This window comes from Pseudoalteromonas sp. G5_S1_14_S5, assembly GCF_054968605.1.
The window spans coordinates 1-17,256 of record NZ_JBQKUM010000091.1; the positions used below are offsets into that span (position 1 = coordinate 1).

The window sequence follows — 17,256 nt, forward strand, 5'->3', positions numbered from 1 at the left end:
GAATTATTAAGGGTTGGCGTTTTGCGTCAATCCTTTTTTATGTCCGTCAGTCTAGGGAGTGACGGCCAAAGTGGTCCTAGTATCACTTCCTCTAGTTTCATTCAGTAACTCAAACCTCCCCATCATCCCAAAGAATGAGGGATGAACGAGTTGCGGGTCGCTTACTTTCAAAGCTCTAAATAGCAGACACAAAAAAGCGGAGCCAAATGGCTCCGCTTTTATCGATAGAATGCAAAAAGAATTACTTCTTAGCAAGCTTCTCTTTAATACGAGCAGACTTACCAGAACGCTCACGTAGGTAGTACAACTTGGCACGACGTACTGCACCACGGCGTTTAACTTCGATGCTATCAACCATTGGAGAGTGAGTTTGGAACGCACGCTCTACACCTTCACCGTTCGAGATCTTACGAACTGTGAATGCAGAGTGAAGACCACGGTTACGAATAGCGATTACTACGCCTTCGAAAGCCTGTAGACGCTCACGGTCACCTTCTTTTACCTTAACCTGAACGACAACAGTGTCACCTGGTGCGAATTTAGGAAGGTCTGATTTTAGTTGCTCTTCTTCAAGAGCTTTAATGATGTTGCTCATTTGTATAAATTCCTAGAATAAACTGATACTAAATTTAATAGGTTACTGCTTGCTTTTCGTTAAGAGCGTTGCTCTTTAATGAATTCAGCCAGTAATTGTTCCTGTTCGTCAGTCAGAGCTAGGTTTTCCAGGAGTTCTGGTCTTCTTAGCCAAGTTCGGCCCAACGATTGTTTTAACCGCCAGCGACGAATGTCCTTATGGTTTCCAGACTTGAGTACCGAAGGCACCTCTTTATCGTCTAGCACCTCAGGGCGCGTATAGTGAGGGCAATCTAGCAAACCATTTGCAAAAGAGTCTTCTTCTGCTGATGCGAAATCTCCCAGTACACCCGGTACAAACCGAGATACTGAATCAATCAGCGTCATGGCTGGCAGTTCACCACCCGTCATCACAAAATCCCCAATCGACCATTCTTCGTCGACTTCAGATTGAATGATGCGCTCATCTACCCCTTCGTAGCGACCACAAATAAGAAGTAAATTCTTGTTTGTTGCCAGCTCTTCAACACCTTTTTGGTCGAGTTTACGACCTTGAGGTGAAAGATAGATAACTTTCGTCTTTCCCGGTGATGCTTGTTTGGCAGTTTGGATAGCGTCGCGCAAAGGCTGAACCATCATTAACATGCCAGGACCACCACCGTAAGGTCTGTCATCAACAGTGCGATGTTTATCATGAGTGAAATCGCGAGGATTCCATGTCTCAATAGATAAAAGACCTTTCTTTACCGCTTGACCCGTTACTCCAAAATCAGTAACTGAACGGAACATTTCAGGAAATAGGCTAATTACGCCAACCCACATGTGTTCTCTCGCTCTATGATTTTAAAGTTAGAATCCAGGATCCCAGTCAACTTCGATCCGTTGAGCTTCGCGATCAACTTTCTTGATCACTTGCTCTTCAAGGTACGGTACTAACCGTTCCTTTTGTCCGAAAGCATCCTTAAGATTTGCTTTGATTACTAGAACATCGTTTGAGCCAGTTTCTAGCATGTCGGTAACGACACCTAAATCGTAACCTTTAGTGGTTACTACTTGCATACCAAACAATTCACGCCAGTAGAATTCCTCTTCTGACAATTCAGGTAATGAAGCAGGGTCTATAGCAATTTCAAAGTTAGTCAGTAGATGAGCGTCCTCGCGAACCTCAAAACCTTCTAGCTTACACACCATACCTTTGTTATGGCGCTTCCAGCTTTCTACTTTGAATTCAACCCACTTCCCCTTTTGGTTAACGTACCAAGGAGAGTAATCAAATATGCTTTCAGCGTTGTCTGTGTAGGAAAAAACTTTAAGCCAGCCACGAATGCCATAGGTAGCACCAAACTTGCCCATAACAATTTTTTCGTCTTGCTTGCTCATCGTTTCTTTACCCTTCATCGACATAAGCTATTTCTCTTTAAAAAAGAATTAAGCCGCTTTTTGAGCGTCTTTAACTAGCTTAGCTACACGATCAGATAGAGATGCGCCTTGACCAACCCAGTGGTTAACGCGATCTAGGTCTAGACGTAGACCTTCTTCTTGACCTTGAGCAGTAGGGTTAAAGAAACCTACTTTCTCGATGAAACGGCCAGTTGCAGCGTTACGGCTATCCGCAACTACGATTTGATAGAATGGACGCTTCTTAGCGCCGTGACGTGCCAAACGAATGGTTACCATGTCGTCCTCTTTGCTTTCTTAATAAAATAATTAACCCCAATAACCATTTATCGCTAAACAGCTTGGGGTCTCGTGCCAAATTAAAGCCCCGGAATTTTACTCTTATTCCGGGGCAATGCAAGGGGTTTAGCTATTTTTTCACCAACATAGTGTCTATATTCTTTCTGTGACACAGATAACACTATGAAAAGTAAAGGTGCTATAGGTTACGTTAGGCGATTATCGGCCGAACGGGTTGAAGCCGCCGCCCATACCACCCATGCCGCCCATCATACCTTGCATGTTACGCATCATGCCTTTCATGCCACCTTTCTGCATTTTCTTCATCATCTTCTGCATTTGGGTGAATTGCTTAAGCATGCGGTTTACATCTTGTACTTGTGTACCAGAACCAGCGGCAATACGTTTTTTACGCGAGCCTTTAATTAGCTCAGGACGTTGACGCTCTTTCATGGTCATAGAGTTGATGATAGCTTCCATCTGCTTGAACATCTTGTCATCAACTTTATCTTTCACATTGTCTGGTAGTTGAGACATGCCTGGAAGCTTATCCATCATGCCCATCATGCCGCCCATGTTTTGCATCTGACCTAGTTGTTCACGGAAGTCTTCAAGGTCAAAACCTTTTTTCTCTTTGAACTTCTTAGCCAGTTTCTCTGCTTTCTCGGTATCAACGTTTTTCTGTAGGTCTTCAATAAGTGACAGAACGTCACCCATACCTAAGATACGAGAAGCCACACGATCAGGGTGGAATGGTTCTAGTGCGTCAGTTTTCTCACCAACACCTAAGAATTTGATTGGCTTACCTGTGATATGACGAACAGACAGCGCTGCACCACCACGCGCATCACCATCTACTTTCGTTAAGATAACACCGGTTAGTGGAAGCGCATCGCCAAAGGCTTTTGCCGTATTCGCCGCATCTTGACCTGTCATAGCATCAACAACGAATAGAGTTTCAACTGGGTTGATTGCAGTATGAAGCTCTTGGATCTCGCCCATCATCTCTTCATCAATCGCCAAACGACCTGCGGTATCGACAAGTAGCACGTCGTAGAATTTCTTCTTCGCGTGGTCGATTGCAGCGTTAACGATATCAATAGGCTTCTGGTCAGCCGAAGATGGGAAGAAGTCAACACCAACATCGCTAGCTAACGTTTCAAGTTGTTTGATCGCCGCAGGACGGTAAACGTCGGCAGACACAACCAATACTTTCTTCTTGTCACGCTCTGTCAGCAACTTAGATAGCTTACCTACCGATGTGGTTTTACCCGCACCTTGTAGACCAGCCATTAAGATAACTGCTGGCGGTTGCGCTGCTAGGTTAAGAGCTTCGTTAGACTCACCCATTACAGCTTCAAGTTCAGCTTGAACGATCTTAATGAATTCTTGGCCAGGTGTTAGAGATTTAGAAACCTCAACACCCACAGCGCCTTCTTTTACGCGCTTAACAAAATCGCGAACAACTGGCAGTGCCACGTCAGCTTCAAGAAGCGCCATACGGACTTCTCGTAGCGTATCTTTAATATTGTCTTCGGTCAGACGACCTTTACCGCTGATATTCTTCAGCGTTTTGGATAGACGATCCGTTAAATTATCAAACATAGTTTTCTCTTCGCTCAATCCTGCGACTATTAAGTTGAGTATACATTAGCGTGGATTAGAGTCATACCCGTTGTAGAGCGTTAATCATCCACGCTTGTGATGTGAGACGGTGTTCACTTGGAATTGAGTGAGGTTCACCATAGCCCCAAAGAGCGATGCAAGGTATAATTCACCAATTAGTAATCATTTTAATGGATACCATGGACAGTCTTATTGCGATCGCAGCAGCCTTTCTTTATACAATGGCGATTTCCACGATCATTCCAGGTCTCGTGCACCAAACAGGAATCCGTGTAAAAACGGTGTTTATCAGCGCATTACTTGCTCTAGCTTTCCATGCTTGGTTGCTTGGCGATTTAATCTTTAATGCCAGTGGTCAAAACCTCAGTATCTTAAACGTTGCTTCACTGATCAGTTTAATCATTTCTCTAGTGATGAGCGGTGCTATGCTCAAAACCAGACTGTGGTTCATTCTTCCTGTGGTTTATAGCTTCGCAGCACTGAACTTGATGGCGGCAACTTTTCTTCCAAGTACCTTTATCAAACATTTAGAGAATGATCCAAAACTGCTGATGCACATCTCTTTGGCGCTGTTCTCTTATGCGACGCTCACTATTGGAGCTCTATACGCACTGCAACTTGCGTGGCTAGATCACAAACTTAAAAAGAAGAAAGCACTGGTTATCAACCCTAACCTACCTCCATTAATGATGGTTGAAAGACAGCTTTTCAAGATAATCCTAATAGGTAATGGCCTATTAACGGGTACCTTGTTGACTGGCTTCATCTTCGTACAAGACATGTTTGCTCAAGGTAAAGCACACAAAGCCGTGTTGTCTTTTATTGCTTGGGTTATCTACTCCATTCTTCTGTGGGGTCATTACCAAAAAGGTTGGCGTGGTCAGAAGGTAACTTGGTTCGCCCTTGCAGGTGCTAGCATGCTCACATTAGCCTACTTCGGTAGCCGCTTCGTTCAGGAAATCATTTTGAGATAACACCCAAAATAAAGGCAAGGTCACGCATACCTGCCTTTAAAATATTGAGTCAGATAGATTCAATTGACATCTCGACCATGTTCGGTCATAAATTAATAAAGATACACAAATAGGAAAAGAATAGTTTTGGACGACATATCAACGGGTATCTTATTTGCGCTACTCGCGTGTCTCATTGTAATTTCTGGTTATTTCTCTGGTTCCGAAACGGGCATGATGTCCTTGAACCGCTACCGTTTAAAGCACTTGGCCAATACGGGTCATAAAGGTGCAAAGCGCGTAGAAAAACTTCTGAACCGCCCCGACAGGTTGATAGGCCTTATTCTCATCGGCAACAATCTTGTCAACATTCTCGCTTCTGCAATCGCAACCATTCTTGGTATGCGTATCTACGGGGACATAGGCGTGGCTGTCGCAACCGGTACCCTGACTCTCGTGATCCTCGTATTCGCTGAGGTCACACCAAAAACCATCGCTTCTCTGTTTCCTGAACGTGTCTCCTACGCTAGCAGCATCTTGCTAATGTTTCTGATGAAGGTACTGTCACCACTGGTGATATTAGTGAACTTCATTACCAATGGATTCATTCGTATTCTGGGTGTCAAAGCCAGTCACGACGCGACCGATCATTTGAGCTCTGAAGAGCTAAGAACCGTTGTAAATGAAGCGGGCAATCTAATACCTCAACGTCACCAAGATATGTTGGTGTCTATTCTAGATTTAGAGCACGTTACCGTGAACGATATCATGGTGCCTCGTAACGAGATTACCGGTATCGACATTAATGATGATTGGAAATCCATCGTTCGCCAGCTTACCCACTCCCCTCATGGCCGAGTTGTTCTTTATCGTGACCAAATTGATGAAGTAGTTGGCATGCTAAGGCTGCGCGAAGCGTATCGTTTGATGCTTGAAAAAAACGAATTCAACAAAGAGACTCTGCTGCGTGCCGCAGACGAAATCTACTTCATTCCTGAAGCAACCCCACTCAATATTCAGCTGCTAAAATTCCAACGCAACAAACAGCGCATCGGTCTAATCGTTGATGAGTACGGTGATATCAATGGCTTGGTAACATTAGAAGATATTCTAGAAGAAATTGTCGGTGAGTTTACCACTTCAATTGCGCCAAGTTTGTCTGATGAAATCACACCGCAGAGCGACGGCAGCTTCCTAATTGAAGGTAGTGCGAACATTCGTGATATCAACAAAGGTTTGCAGTGGGCTCTCCCAACCGATGGTCCTAGAACGTTAAATGGTTTGATACTAGAACATCTGGAAGACATTCCAGAGAGCCACCTAAGTGTTCAGGTTGCCAGTCATCCAATGGAGATTGTAGAGCTTGAAGAGAACCGCATTAAGCTAGTACGTGTGTTTCCACAGATCGTAAATGGATAACAGGTCCAGATAGTACTCAATCCTGACCGACTACATAAGGTATCAAAAGGCCCGGTTCAATGAACCGGGCCTTTTGATACCTTACTCATCGAGAATTAACTCTAATGATTAATCGACTTTAAGTTCTTTAAGCATCGACTCTGGCAGTACTAGCTCGTCGTTCTTGTTTACTGAGATACCAGCAGCGATGATGGCATTCGCGATCTCTTTCGCCTCGTCTAAAGAGTGCATTGCTGCTGTACCACACTGGTATTCGTTCAGCTCAGGGATCTTATTCTGGCTCTCAACTTTCAGCACGTCTTGCATTGCCGCTAACCAAGCATCAGCCACTTGCTGCTCTGAAGGCGTACCGATCAGGCTCATGTAGAAACCTGTACGACAGCCCATAGGTGAAATATCGATGATCTCTACGTCTGAAGCGTTCAGTTGAGCACGCATGAAACCAGCGTATAGATGCTCTAGAGTGTGGATACCTTTCTCAGATAGGATATCTTTGTTTGGTGCAGTAAAACGCAGGTCAAATACCGTGATGGTATCTCCCTTTGGAGTTTGCATTGTTTTCGCAACACGAACTGCCGGTGCGTTCATACGAGTGTGATCTACAGTAAAACTATCTAATAAAGGCATTGCTATTCTCCGTGACGGTTGGCTTTAGAAAAACCAACTCCGATTGTCTTCTAGTTCTTTGCGGCACTGTTTCAGTTGCCAGCCATAATCTTTTGCTTGCTGTTCGACTTTACGAGCCACCTTAATTAAAGATGGTTTGCTGTTATACGATTTGCGCTTATAACCACCACGACCTTCATGGTAAGCCAAGTACTGGTTATATGGATCCCACAGCGAGATACCGAGTTGACGACGCGTTTCGCTGGTGTACCAGCCTATAAACATCAGCGCATCATCAAAGTTGGTTCTTGAGCCACCATGGTTGGTCGCTTTTTGGAAATCTTCCCAAGCTGGGTCCTGAGCTTGAGCATAGCCATAAGCGCTGCTTACACGACCCCAAGGAATGAAACCAAGAATGTAATCTTTTGGTGGGCGCGCATCATGACGGAAGCTACTCTCTTGTTTTACAAAAGCCATCGCCACGTTGATGGGAGTGCCCCACTCTTCTTGCATATCTAAGGCATCTTCGTACCACGATGGATGCTCTCTGAAGATGCTACATAGGTTGTCTTGCTGTTTCGGTGGTGGTGTTGCACAACCAACCAAAAGGCTAGAGACAACACCGACAGTGACTACAGGTAACCATTTACTACTCGCACGAATAGGCTTACCTAATAAGGCTTGCTTCCTTTCCACCAACGTCTCGCTATGCTTTTAAATACGAAAAATAATCCGCTAAGAAGCTGTCAAAATCTTGAGTACTCGCTTCTTCACTTTGCTGCTGAGCAATCACAGAGCGTTGAACCTCTGCTTCCATCCATTCAGCTGAATACACTTTGTATTGGTGTGCTTTGTGTTGTTGTGCGTACGTTTTACCTAGCGCGCAGCCAACTTTACCTAAGCCACCTAACTTTTTAGTCTCTTCTAACAATTGGCCAGAAATGGTTAGCTCTGGGTTATCAATCCAAGCTTCAAGCGTATCGCAGGTTTCTTGGTAAGCTCGACCGCCTTGTTCAGCATCCATCATCTCAGCAATTGAGCGTAGATCTTTGAACACGCGCTTCGCCCAATCTTGCAGAGATAAGCGCTCACCGTAACAACCAATTTGCAGCTCTAGACCGACTTGACGACCTTCTAGGATCACCTTGTTCCAGTTGTCGCGCCAACATTCAAGCTCACAGTTATCCATCTCAGCAGAGTCAGTTAGAACACTCCAGGTTAGGAATAGATCTAAGAAGCGAACCTGTTGCTCCGTGATACCGATTGAGCTGAATGGGTTTACGTCTAGAGAGCGAACCTCGATGTACTCAACACCACCACGAGCCAGCGCTTCAGATGGTTTCTCGCCACTCTTCGCCACACGCTTAGGACGGATAGGTGCGTAAAGCTCATTCTCAATTTGCAATACGTTGCTATTAAGCTGACGGTATTCGCCCTCAACCTTAACGCCAATTTCAGCAAACTCTTCTGATGGAGTGCGAATCGCTTGATTCAAGCCCTCAAGGTACTGCTCTAGGCTATTAAAGCCAATCTTCAATACGCTTTGCGCGCTGTTAGTGTAACCAAGATCACTCAGACGAAGAGCCGTTGCTTTTGGTAGATACAGTGTCCCACCAACCTTTTCAAAAGGTAAATTCGTTTCTCTTCCTTTGATGAAAGATGAACACAATGCTGGTGAAGCACCGAAGAAGTATGGGATTAACCAACCAAAACGGTAGTAGTTACGAATCAAACCAAAGTAAGCATCTGATTTTGCGTCACTACGCTCTTGTTCTGTTTGTTCACCAAACAAGCTATCCCAGAAGCTTTCAGGGAAAGAAAAGTTAAAGTGAACGCCAGAGATAATCTGCATCAAGCTACCGTAACGGCGTTTTAGGCCCTCACGATATAACGTTTTCATTTTACCGTTGTTAGACGTGCCGTATTGCGCAAGCTGAATGTGGTCTTCGCTACCAACATAACAAGGCATAGAGAGCGGCCACAGTTTTTCACCGTCTAACTTGGTTTGTGTGAAATGATGAATATCAGACAACTGATTCAAAAGAGTAGGAACGTCGTTTGAAACAGGTGTAATAAATTCCAGTAGCGACTCAGAGAAATCGGTCGTTACCCACTCGTTCATTAACGCAGATCCTAAAGCCTTAGGGTGCGGCCCAGTAGCAAGGTGCCCATCTTCCGTGTAGCGCAATGTTTCCCTTTCAACACCACGACCAAATTGAGAGAAGGTCTTAGGGTTGGTTGCAACTTGCTTTAGTCGCGCAGCAAAATCAGTCAAAATTCAGTTCACTTATCTTATATCGTTCTGATTAGAACTATCATAAATTAGGTTGGAGGAGAAAAGTAGAGTCTCTTCCCTCCCCTTTAATGTGTACTCTAACGAATGATTTCAAGCTCTTCTATTGGAATATCTAACTTTTCTAATTGCGGGCGAAGCGAAGCCGCATCACCAACCACAATTATTTGATAATCATTCGGGTCGAACCATTTCTTCGATAGTTCATTCAATGTCTCTTTTGAGACCGTCTCAACTATCTGATTACGCTGTTGTAGGTAATCATCATCAAGGCTCAATGCAACAATATTACTTAACAACCCAGATTTCTGACTTGGCGTTTCGTATTTGAGTGCATCTTGTTGACCTACGGCAAGGCGCATAAATTTCACCTCTTCGTCAGTTAATCCACTTTGGCTAAACTCATTCAGTTCATTAATAAACTCTTGAATCGATGGCACTGTCGCGTTGGCTCTTACCTGTGCGTTAAATACTACTACCCCCGTTTCACGAGTACTGGCAAAGTAACCACTCGCACCATAAGTGTATGCTTTGTCTTCGCGTAGGTTCTGGTTGATGCGACTATTAAAGTTACCCGCTAGGTTAAAGTTAGCCAATTGACTCTTATACAACTCACCCGTAGCATCAAAAGGCAGACCTTTACGAACTAAGCGAACGATACTTTGTGGCGCACCCGGCTTATCAACTAAATACAAACGCTGCTCAGTTAGGTCTTTGACAATTTGTGGGCGTGTCAGCGGTGCCGCCTCGCCTTGCCACTCCTCAAAGAATTGTAGCTGCTTTCTAACCTCTTTCTTCGAGATGTCCCCTACAATAACAATATTTGCTCCCTCCGGAGTATAGTGTTGACTGTAAAACTGTTTTACATCGCCCAGAGTTAACGATTCTAGAGACTCTTTAGTTCCATCACTCGCACGAGCAAAAATACTATCGCTAAAAAGCACTTCACGGGTTGCTTGAGATGCCATCCAGCTTGGTTGTTGATGCTGATACACCACCCCTTCTAGCATCTGTTTCTTAACACGTTCAAAGTCTTGCTCATCGAACTTAGGCTCAAGCAAAACTTCTTGCACGATCGCTAAGGTTTGAGGCAGGTTTTTCTCTAGCGTAGAAATTGAAACATCTGTGGTGTAACTACCAGCACTGATACTCACGCTGCTACCCAACTTATCTAGGGTCGCCTGTAACTCTTCAACCGTTCGTTTAGTAGAGCCCTCTTCCATCATAGCGGCTGTTAGATTTGCTAGGCCCTCTTGTCCTTTACGAACATAACGCTCACCTGCAGGTAGTTGGATTTGCATTTGTACCGTCGGCGTTTCGCTGGTTTCAGTACCAATCAAATCAGTACCGTTTGTAAAGTGCATACGATACAGCTCTGGCATTGTCGCTTCGACACCAAAGGTCACCTCAGGCATCACACTTCGATCGAAGGTGTCCGTTGCTCTTCTGAAGTTCAGTTGGTCTTCCGTTACTTTACTGTATTCAGGCAAAGTACGTGGTGGCGTGGTAAATGTTGCTTCTCGAACGGCTAAATCAAGCTGTTTTTTCGGAACCACACTCAAAGTCACCTTATGCTTACCTTCGATGAAATCTTGGTAGGCCTTGCTCACGCTTTCAGGCGTGACGGCACGGATTTGATCTAGCTGGGACTCAATGCGATCTGGCTGACCATAGAAAGTTTGGTTAGATGCCAATTGCGACACTTTACCTTTAACACTTTGCAGTGCAAAAACCGCATCCGCTTCAGCCATTCCGGTAATCTGATCTAGTCGCTCTTGTTGAACTCCCTCTTTCGAGAACTTATCTAAGGTATCCATTAACTCTTTATTGAGAGCCGTTAAGTCACCTTTTTTACCTGAGTTACCCATCGCATATACATACATGGTACATGCCAACTCAGCACAATCGTGGAATGAGCCTGCACTCACTGCTTTTTGTGTCTTCACTAAGTTTTGGTAAAGGTAACTGTTAGTACCAGAACCTAAAACGTTAGACAGCGCATTTAGTGACGCTTGGGTCTCTTCGCCGCGATAAGTCGTTGGCCAACCAACCAATACCATTGGCTGACGAATGTTATCTTCTAGGGTGATGTACTTATCTTCCGTTAGTACCGCAGGTTGTTTCTCAGCAGGCTCAACCTCTGGACCTTTCGGGATCGGACCAAAGTATTTATTAACCCACTCAAGCGTATCGTCAACATCGATATCACCACCGATTGTCAGTACCGCATTATTTGGGCCGTACCAACGAAGGAAGAATGCCTTTAGGTCATTCACATCGACTCGGTCAAGATCTTCGACATAGCCAATTGGTTGCCATGAATATGGGTGTCTTTCAGGGTAAAGCGCTTCACCCATTCGCTCCCACATCAGACCGTAAGGGCGGTTTTCATAGCTTTGAGCACGTTCGTTTTTAACAGTGCCTCTTTGTACTTCGAATTTCTTCTGAGAAACCGCATCCAACAAGAAACCCATTCGGTCTGACTCTAACCACAACATTTTCTCAAGCTGGTTTGAGGGAACCGTCTCAAAGTAATTAGTACGGTCACGGTTAGTGGTACCATTTAACGAACCACCGGCCTCGGTAATGAGCTTGAAGTGCTGCTGGTCACCAACGTTCTCTGAGCCTTGGAACATCATATGCTCGAAGAAATGCGCAAAGCCTGACTTGCCTATCTCTTCACGTGCAGAACCGACATGGTAAGTCACATCCACATGCACCAATGGATCAGAATTATCGGGAGATAGAATAACGGTTAAGCCATTATCCAATTGATACTTAGAGTAAGGAATCACCACTTTATCTTTAGAAAGCTTAACCTCTTCTAAAAGAGTTACACCTTCTGGTAATGAGGAAAAGAGGGATGTTGAGCTAGGTACATTGTAAGAACAGCCGGCAATGGCGATAAGAGAAAATGTACCAAGTAAAACCTTTTTCATTGGTTCTCCTTAGAAAAAACCGAAATAGATAGCAGCAAGTAAGCTATAGCGAGCAGCTTTGCCAATCGCAATCAAGATAACGCTAGGGATGAATTTCATTCTCAGCCAACCAGCAGCTAGGCAAAAAGGGTCGCCGATAACGGGCAACCAACTAAATAGTAAAACCCAGTAACCATAACGGCTTAGCCAAGCCATAGCCTTATGACCATGCTTTTCTGATTGAGTTCGATTAGGCAACCACAAACCAATCCAATAGTTGGTGAGGCCACCTAAGGTGTTACCGAGTGTCGCTACCAGAATGATCGACGATGTTGAGAATTGATCTAAGCTCAATGCCGCGACAAGGCTCGCTTCAGAGCCTCCGGGCAACAAGGTGGCACTCAAGAAGCCACTGATAAATAAGACCCATAGCGCTGAATCAGAGAACCACAGCGCTATGTTTTCGAAAAGAGAATTAAAGAACTCTAGCACTGCATATTAACCTTCTTGTATTTTAAGCAGTACTTTGCCTCTGGTGTGTCCAGTTTCTACCTGCAGATGAGCCGACTGCGCCTCTTCTAGCGGGTAAATACCTTGAATTTCTGTTTTTAGCAATCCAACACTCACCATATAAAGCATAGTATCCATTTGCTCTGGGTTAGGTTTCACCAACATACCTGATGCTGTGAAACCTAAAAGTTTTGCCTTCTCGCAGATTAACTCTGCCGATAGGGTCGGAACTGTAACCACTCTTGCGCCATCCTTCAGGCACTTCATCGCATCAAGCGCCGTATCGCCTCCCACTAAATCAATCAGCACGTCAATATCCGATACACGTCCAGACGCTAGAGCAAATTTATAGTTGATAGCATGGGCACCTAGCGTTGCTAGGTAATCAAGGTTTGCTTCACTACAAGTAGTATAAACCTCAGCTTTTGCTGCAACGGCGATTTGAACAGCAATGTGTCCAACACCACCTGCACCCGCTAAGATGAGTACGCGATCACCCTCTTTCACTTCCGCTTTATTCAGCGCTTGTGCCGCCGTTTGACTCGCCAAAGGGAGAGCAGCTGCCGCTTCTAACGTTACAGAATTAGGAATGATGCTCAGCGCAGTTTCAGGTACACACACATATTGGCTGTAGCCACCGCCTTGCAATGGGAAGCCGATAAAGCCCGCCACATTATCACCAACAGTAAAACGCTCAGCCTGTTCACCTAACGTAACCACTTGTCCCGCGATATCGTAGCCTGGTACCCAAGGTAGGTTATCTTTGTTTTGTACAGCCGCCCAACCTAGACCTGCACGAGTTTTAACATCTATCGGATTGACGCCGGAAAAAGAGACCTTAACCACTACTTCGCCAGCTTTGGGCTCTGGTATTGCACTGGTTTGAAGTACAAGGTTTTCCACCCCACCAAACTCGGTAATCGCTATCTGTCTATTTTCCATTTAAACACGTCCCAATTAGTTAAAACCTAACGAATAAAAAAGGATGCACAAGCATCCCTTCGACTATAAACCATTTTATAAGGCTAAGTTAACGCTCATTCGTCAATTGACGACCAATTAACGTAACGATACACGACTTAGCTATCCATTAACCGACTAGCGCTAATAGAATACCCGCCGCAACCGCACTACCTAGTACACCTGCTACGTTCGGCCCCATTGCGTGCATCAGCAAGAAGTTTTGAGGATTTGCCTCAAGACCAACCTTGTTCACAACACGAGCTGCCATTGGAACCGCTGATACACCAGCTGCACCAATCAGTGGGTTGATATCCTCTTTCGAGAAACGGTTTAATAGCTTCGCCATCAACACACCACCCGCAGTACCGATACTGAACGCCACCGCACCTAAGCCTAGAATACCTAGCGTTTCTAAGTTTAAGAAGGTATCTGCTTGAAGCTTAGAACCTACGCCCAAACCAAGGAAGATAGTCACAACGTTGATCAGTTCGTTTTGTGCCGTCTTTGATAGACGATCAACCACGCCCGCTTCACGCATTAAGTTACCTAAACAGAACATACCAACTAGTGGTGTCGCTGAAGGTAGGAACAAGATCGTCATCAGTAACACTGCAAGTGGGAAAAGGATCTTCTCACCTTTGCTTACGTGACGAAGCTGAGCCATCTTAATTTTACGCTCTTCAGGAGACGTTAACGCCTTCATGATTGGCGGCTGAATAATAGGAACTAAAGCCATGTAGCTGTATGCTGCTACGGCAATCGCACCTAACAGATCAGGAGAGAGCTTACTCGCTAAGAAGATAGCCGTTGGGCCATCTGCACCACCGATGATTGCGATTGAAGAAGCATCTGCCATCGTAAATTCCATGCCTGGAATGTAGTTCAGCAAGATCGCACCAAACAGTGTTGCGAAAATACCGAACTGAGCAGCTGCACCTAACCACAAGGTTTTAGGGTTAGCGATCAACGCACCAAAATCCGTCATCGCGCCCACGCCCATAAAGATCAGCAGTGGGAAAATCCCCGTTTCGATACCAATGTAGTAGACGTAGTACAACAAACCGCCCGGATCAGTAAATCCAGCATTTGGAATATTGGCCAATACAGCACCAAAACCAATAGGTAGCAGCAGTAAAGGTTCAAATCCTTTGCGGATTGCCAAAAACAACAGCAAGCAACCGACTAGCATCATGCAGATCTGGCCGAACTCGAAATTAGCAATCCCTGTTTCAGACCATAAGGTCATCAATCCTTCCATGGTACTCCCTTACGCTAGGCTTAGTAGTGGAGCGCCTACAGTAACTGCATCGCCTTCTTTAACATTTAGCTCTTGGACGATACCACCACGAGCAGCACGAACTTCCGTTTCCATCTTCATCGCTTCAAGAATAAGGAGGACGTCGCCTTCAGCCACTTCAGCACCAGCCTGAACGTTCACTTTAAAGATGTTACCCGCCAGTGGAGCAGGAACCGCTTCAGCGTCAGAAGCCGCTAAGGGTGCAGCTTGTACCACTTGAGCTGGTTTTGCTGATGGCGCTACCGACGTCAGTTCACCTTGTGAGCCAACTTCTACATCATAAACTTGACCATCCACCTTCACGCTGTAGCTCTCTATGCCACCAGATACAGGAGCTGGTGCAGTTGCTGCCACAGGAGCAGCTGTTTCTGCCGTTGGCGCTGGTTCAAATGCTTCAGGGTTACGACGGTTCTTAAGGAACTTAAGACCCACTTGTGGGAACAGTGCATAAGTCAGTACATCATCTACCGTATCTTCCGCTAGATAGATACCTTCTGCTTTTGCTTTTTCCAGCAAATCAGTCGTTAGCTCATCCATTTCAGATTTCAGCAGATCTGCTGGGCGACAAGTGATCGCCTCCGCACCATCTAATACTTTAGCTTGCAGTTCTGCATCCACTTCAGCTGGAGCTTGACCGTATTCGCCTTTCAATAGACCCGCTGTTTCTTTAGTGATGCTCTTATAGCGCTCACCGGTCAGTACGTTAATAACCGCTTGAGTGCCAACGATTTGAGAAGTTGGCGTTACCAAAGGAATGTAGCCAAGCTCTTTACGTACACGTGGGATCTCTTCAAGCACCTCATCCATACGATCTGCAGCGCCTTGCTCTTTTAACTGGCCTTCCATATTAGTCAACATGCCGCCAGGAACTTGAGCAATCAAGATACGAGAATCAACACCTTTTAGTTGGCCTTCCCATTTCGCGTACTTTTTACGAACATCACGGAAGTAAGAAGCGATTGGCTCAATCTGATCCAGTTTAAGGTTAGTATCACGATCTGTACCTTCTAGCATCGCCACAACCGTTTCTGTTGGTGTGTGACCGTAGGTACAACTCATTGAAGAGATAGCGGTATCTAGAATATCGATCCCCGCTTCAACAGCTTTAACTGCTGTTGCTGTAGAAAGGCCCGTTGTCGCGTGGCTATGCAGTGCCAGAGGAACATCACACGACGCTTTAATACGCGTAATTAGCTCTTCAGCTTCATAAGGCTTTAATAAACCTGACATATCTTTGATACATAGTGAATGACAACCTAGGTCTTCTAGACGCTTAGCCAAATCAACCCAAGTATCTGAGTTGTGAACAGGGCTGGTTGTGTAAGACAAAGTACCTTGAGCGTGACCACCAACATCAATTGTTGCTTTCACCGCTTTCTCAAAGTTACGTACATCATTCATCGCATCAAAAATACGGAATACGTCCATGCCGTTCTTATGGGCACGTTCAACAAATTTTTCGACCACGTCATCCGCGTAGTGGCGGTAACCCAAAAGGTTTTGACCACGCAGTAGCATCTGCATTGGTGTGTTTGGCATCGCTTTCTTTAGTTCACGTAGACGCTCCCATGGATCCTCTCCAAGAAAACGAATACACGAATCAAACGTCGCGCCGCCCCAAGTCTCAAGTGACCAGTAACCGACCTTATCCAGTTCTGCCGCTATTGGCAGCATATCTTCGATACGCATACGAGTAGCAAATAGTGACTGATGGGCGTCACGAAGTACCACGTCTGTGATAGCTAGTGGTTTAGACATGCTCATAAACTCCTTTTTAATCCTTTAAATGCTACTTAGCAGTCGACGCACGGTATTGATGAACCGCGGCCGAAATTGCTGCCACTACCTGTGGACTAACAGCTGAAGGGTTTGATTGTGATTTTTGAATTTTTTTAGGTGCTGCGATCGGCTCTGGTACTTCTTCTGGTACCAGTTTTGACATCAACCGAACGAGGTAAACTAGAATAGTTAGGAAAATAAAGACAACGGACATCCCCGTTATCATCAGAGTCGCCGCATCTCCTAGCAGGCTTCCAATATTAGTCATGTTGCTTCCTTTCTTCGTCATCCTGACATATGTACAGGATTTCAGCGAATAGTGATCCCGACCCTTGGATTATCTCGATTGGTAAAACTTTGTCAATTTTGTTTAAGGTTCTGTTACGGATAACGCACACATTAGGTTAATTATTCGCCTATCATATCACATAAATCTGTCAAATATGTAATTTTCAGAGAATTAAACTGTGACTTAAATGGAGCTTTGTTAAGAAATGATATGAGAAAGGTGGAATAACAAGGAAGTATTCGATAACTACATAAAATACAACAAGTTAAACCTTAAGCAACCTTAACATTTGATTAATATTTATAAAGCAGACATAAAAAAAGCCTCGTAAAAACGAGGCTTTTTTTAATAAT

16 protein-coding genes are annotated in these 17,256 nt (G+C 44.9%); 2 read left to right on the forward strand and 14 right to left on the reverse strand.

Going from position 1 to position 17,256, the window contains the following annotated elements:
- Positions 1-241: 241 nt before the first annotated feature.
- From rplS to ffh, 5 genes are all read right to left on the reverse strand, one after another.
- Positions 242-595, reverse strand: coding sequence for a 50S ribosomal protein L19 (rplS, locus tag ACTRWI_RS19745; RefSeq protein WP_004738151.1), 354 nt, complete (start codon positions 593-595; stop codon positions 242-244).
- Between the two features lie 59 nt (positions 596-654).
- On the reverse strand, positions 655-1,395 hold the full coding sequence (gene trmD / locus ACTRWI_RS19750; protein ID WP_499133473.1) for a tRNA (guanosine(37)-N1)-methyltransferase TrmD: 741 nt from the start codon (positions 1,393-1,395) through the stop codon (positions 655-657).
- Positions 1,396-1,422: 27 nt separating this feature from the next.
- The gene (rimM, locus tag ACTRWI_RS19755; RefSeq protein WP_499133484.1) at positions 1,423-1,953 is read right to left on the reverse strand and encodes a ribosome maturation factor RimM; all 531 of its coding nucleotides are present in this window, start codon (positions 1,951-1,953) and stop codon (positions 1,423-1,425) included.
- 48 nt (positions 1,954-2,001) lie between these two features.
- Positions 2,002-2,250 carry a 30S ribosomal protein S16 gene (rpsP, locus tag ACTRWI_RS19760; protein ID WP_004410028.1) on the reverse strand — a complete coding sequence of 83 codons (249 nt, stop codon included), beginning with the start codon at positions 2,248-2,250 and terminating at the stop codon, positions 2,002-2,004.
- 219 nt (positions 2,251-2,469) lie between these two features.
- A complete protein-coding gene (gene ffh / locus ACTRWI_RS19765) occupies positions 2,470-3,855 on the reverse strand; it encodes a signal recognition particle protein (protein ID WP_499133474.1) in 1,386 nt (461 codons plus the stop codon).
- Positions 3,856-4,010: 155 nt separating this feature from the next.
- Here ffh and ACTRWI_RS19770 point away from each other — a divergent pair, with 155 nt between their 5' ends.
- Both ACTRWI_RS19770 and ACTRWI_RS19775 read left to right on the forward strand, forming a co-directional pair.
- Entirely contained in the window at positions 4,011-4,850 is an 840-nt protein-coding gene (locus ACTRWI_RS19770) for a cytochrome C assembly family protein (protein ID WP_499133475.1), read from the forward strand.
- 126 nt (positions 4,851-4,976) lie between these two features.
- Positions 4,977-6,248 carry an HlyC/CorC family transporter gene (locus tag ACTRWI_RS19775; protein WP_499133476.1) on the forward strand — a complete coding sequence of 424 codons (1,272 nt, stop codon included), beginning with the start codon at positions 4,977-4,979 and terminating at the stop codon, positions 6,246-6,248.
- Positions 6,249-6,356: 108 nt separating this feature from the next.
- On the opposite strand, the gene luxS is transcribed toward ACTRWI_RS19775, so the two are convergent.
- The 9 genes from luxS to ACTRWI_RS19820 form a co-directional block, all read right to left on the reverse strand.
- Positions 6,357-6,875: an S-ribosylhomocysteine lyase gene (gene luxS, locus ACTRWI_RS19780; RefSeq protein WP_499133477.1), complete on the reverse strand. Its 519-nt coding sequence runs from the start codon at positions 6,873-6,875 to the stop codon at positions 6,357-6,359.
- Between the two features lie 24 nt (positions 6,876-6,899).
- A complete protein-coding gene (locus ACTRWI_RS19785; RefSeq protein ID WP_499133478.1) occupies positions 6,900-7,550 on the reverse strand; it encodes a transglycosylase SLT domain-containing protein in 651 nt (216 codons plus the stop codon).
- Positions 7,551-7,560: 10 nt separating this feature from the next.
- Complete coding sequence (gene gshA, locus ACTRWI_RS19790) at positions 7,561-9,129, reverse strand: glutamate--cysteine ligase (RefSeq protein WP_499133479.1); 1,569 nt, start codon at positions 9,127-9,129, stop codon at positions 7,561-7,563.
- Between the two features lie 98 nt (positions 9,130-9,227).
- Positions 9,228-12,086: a M16 family metallopeptidase gene (locus tag ACTRWI_RS19795; RefSeq protein WP_499133480.1), complete on the reverse strand. Its 2,859-nt coding sequence runs from the start codon at positions 12,084-12,086 to the stop codon at positions 9,228-9,230.
- Positions 12,087-12,095: 9 nt separating this feature from the next.
- Positions 12,096-12,557, reverse strand: a complete 462-nt coding sequence (locus ACTRWI_RS19800) for a YqaA family protein (RefSeq protein ID WP_499133481.1) — start codon at positions 12,555-12,557, stop codon at positions 12,096-12,098.
- A gap of 6 nt (positions 12,558-12,563) precedes the next feature.
- Entirely contained in the window at positions 12,564-13,517 is a 954-nt protein-coding gene (locus ACTRWI_RS19805) for an NADP-dependent oxidoreductase (RefSeq protein ID WP_499133482.1), read from the reverse strand.
- A 148-nt stretch (positions 13,518-13,665) separates the two neighbouring features.
- Positions 13,666-14,796 (reverse strand): sodium ion-translocating decarboxylase subunit beta, encoded by a 1,131-nt coding sequence (locus ACTRWI_RS19810; protein ID WP_004741882.1) that lies wholly within the window; start codon positions 14,794-14,796, stop codon positions 13,666-13,668.
- Positions 14,797-14,805: 9 nt separating this feature from the next.
- A complete protein-coding gene (gene oadA / locus ACTRWI_RS19815) occupies positions 14,806-16,593 on the reverse strand; it encodes a sodium-extruding oxaloacetate decarboxylase subunit alpha (RefSeq protein WP_499133483.1) in 1,788 nt (595 codons plus the stop codon).
- Between the two features lie 31 nt (positions 16,594-16,624).
- Positions 16,625-16,882, reverse strand: a complete 258-nt coding sequence (locus ACTRWI_RS19820) for an oxaloacetate decarboxylase subunit gamma (RefSeq protein ID WP_004741884.1) — start codon at positions 16,880-16,882, stop codon at positions 16,625-16,627.
- Positions 16,883-17,256: the final 374 nt, after the last annotated feature.

Excerpts from the sequence above, each read along its gene's own strand:
- luxS (WP_499133477.1), bottom strand. The coding sequence starts at position 6,875 with ATGCCTTTATTAGATAGTTTTACTGTAGATCACACTCGTATGAACGCA.
- ACTRWI_RS19795 (WP_499133480.1), bottom strand. The coding sequence starts at position 12,086 with ATGAAAAAGGTTTTACTTGGTACATTTTCTCTTATCGCCATTGCCGGC.
- oadA (WP_499133483.1), bottom strand. The coding sequence starts at position 16,593 with ATGTCTAAACCACTAGCTATCACAGACGTGGTACTTCGTGACGCCCAT.
- rplS (WP_004738151.1), bottom strand. The coding sequence starts at position 595 with ATGAGCAACATCATTAAAGCTCTTGAAGAAGAGCAACTAAAATCAGAC.
- ACTRWI_RS19810 (WP_004741882.1), bottom strand. The coding sequence starts at position 14,796 with ATGGAAGGATTGATGACCTTATGGTCTGAAACAGGGATTGCTAATTTC.
- rimM (WP_499133484.1), bottom strand. The coding sequence starts at position 1,953 with ATGAGCAAGCAAGACGAAAAAATTGTTATGGGCAAGTTTGGTGCTACC.
- ACTRWI_RS19805 (WP_499133482.1), bottom strand. The coding sequence starts at position 13,517 with ATGGAAAATAGACAGATAGCGATTACCGAGTTTGGTGGGGTGGAAAAC.
- rpsP (WP_004410028.1), bottom strand. The coding sequence starts at position 2,250 with ATGGTAACCATTCGTTTGGCACGTCACGGCGCTAAGAAGCGTCCATTC.
- ACTRWI_RS19820 (WP_004741884.1), bottom strand. The coding sequence starts at position 16,882 with ATGACTAATATTGGAAGCCTGCTAGGAGATGCGGCGACTCTGATGATA.
- ACTRWI_RS19770 (WP_499133475.1), top strand. The coding sequence starts at position 4,011 with ATGCAAGGTATAATTCACCAATTAGTAATCATTTTAATGGATACCATG.
- trmD (WP_499133473.1), bottom strand. The coding sequence starts at position 1,395 with ATGTGGGTTGGCGTAATTAGCCTATTTCCTGAAATGTTCCGTTCAGTT.
- ffh (WP_499133474.1), bottom strand. The coding sequence starts at position 3,855 with ATGTTTGATAATTTAACGGATCGTCTATCCAAAACGCTGAAGAATATC.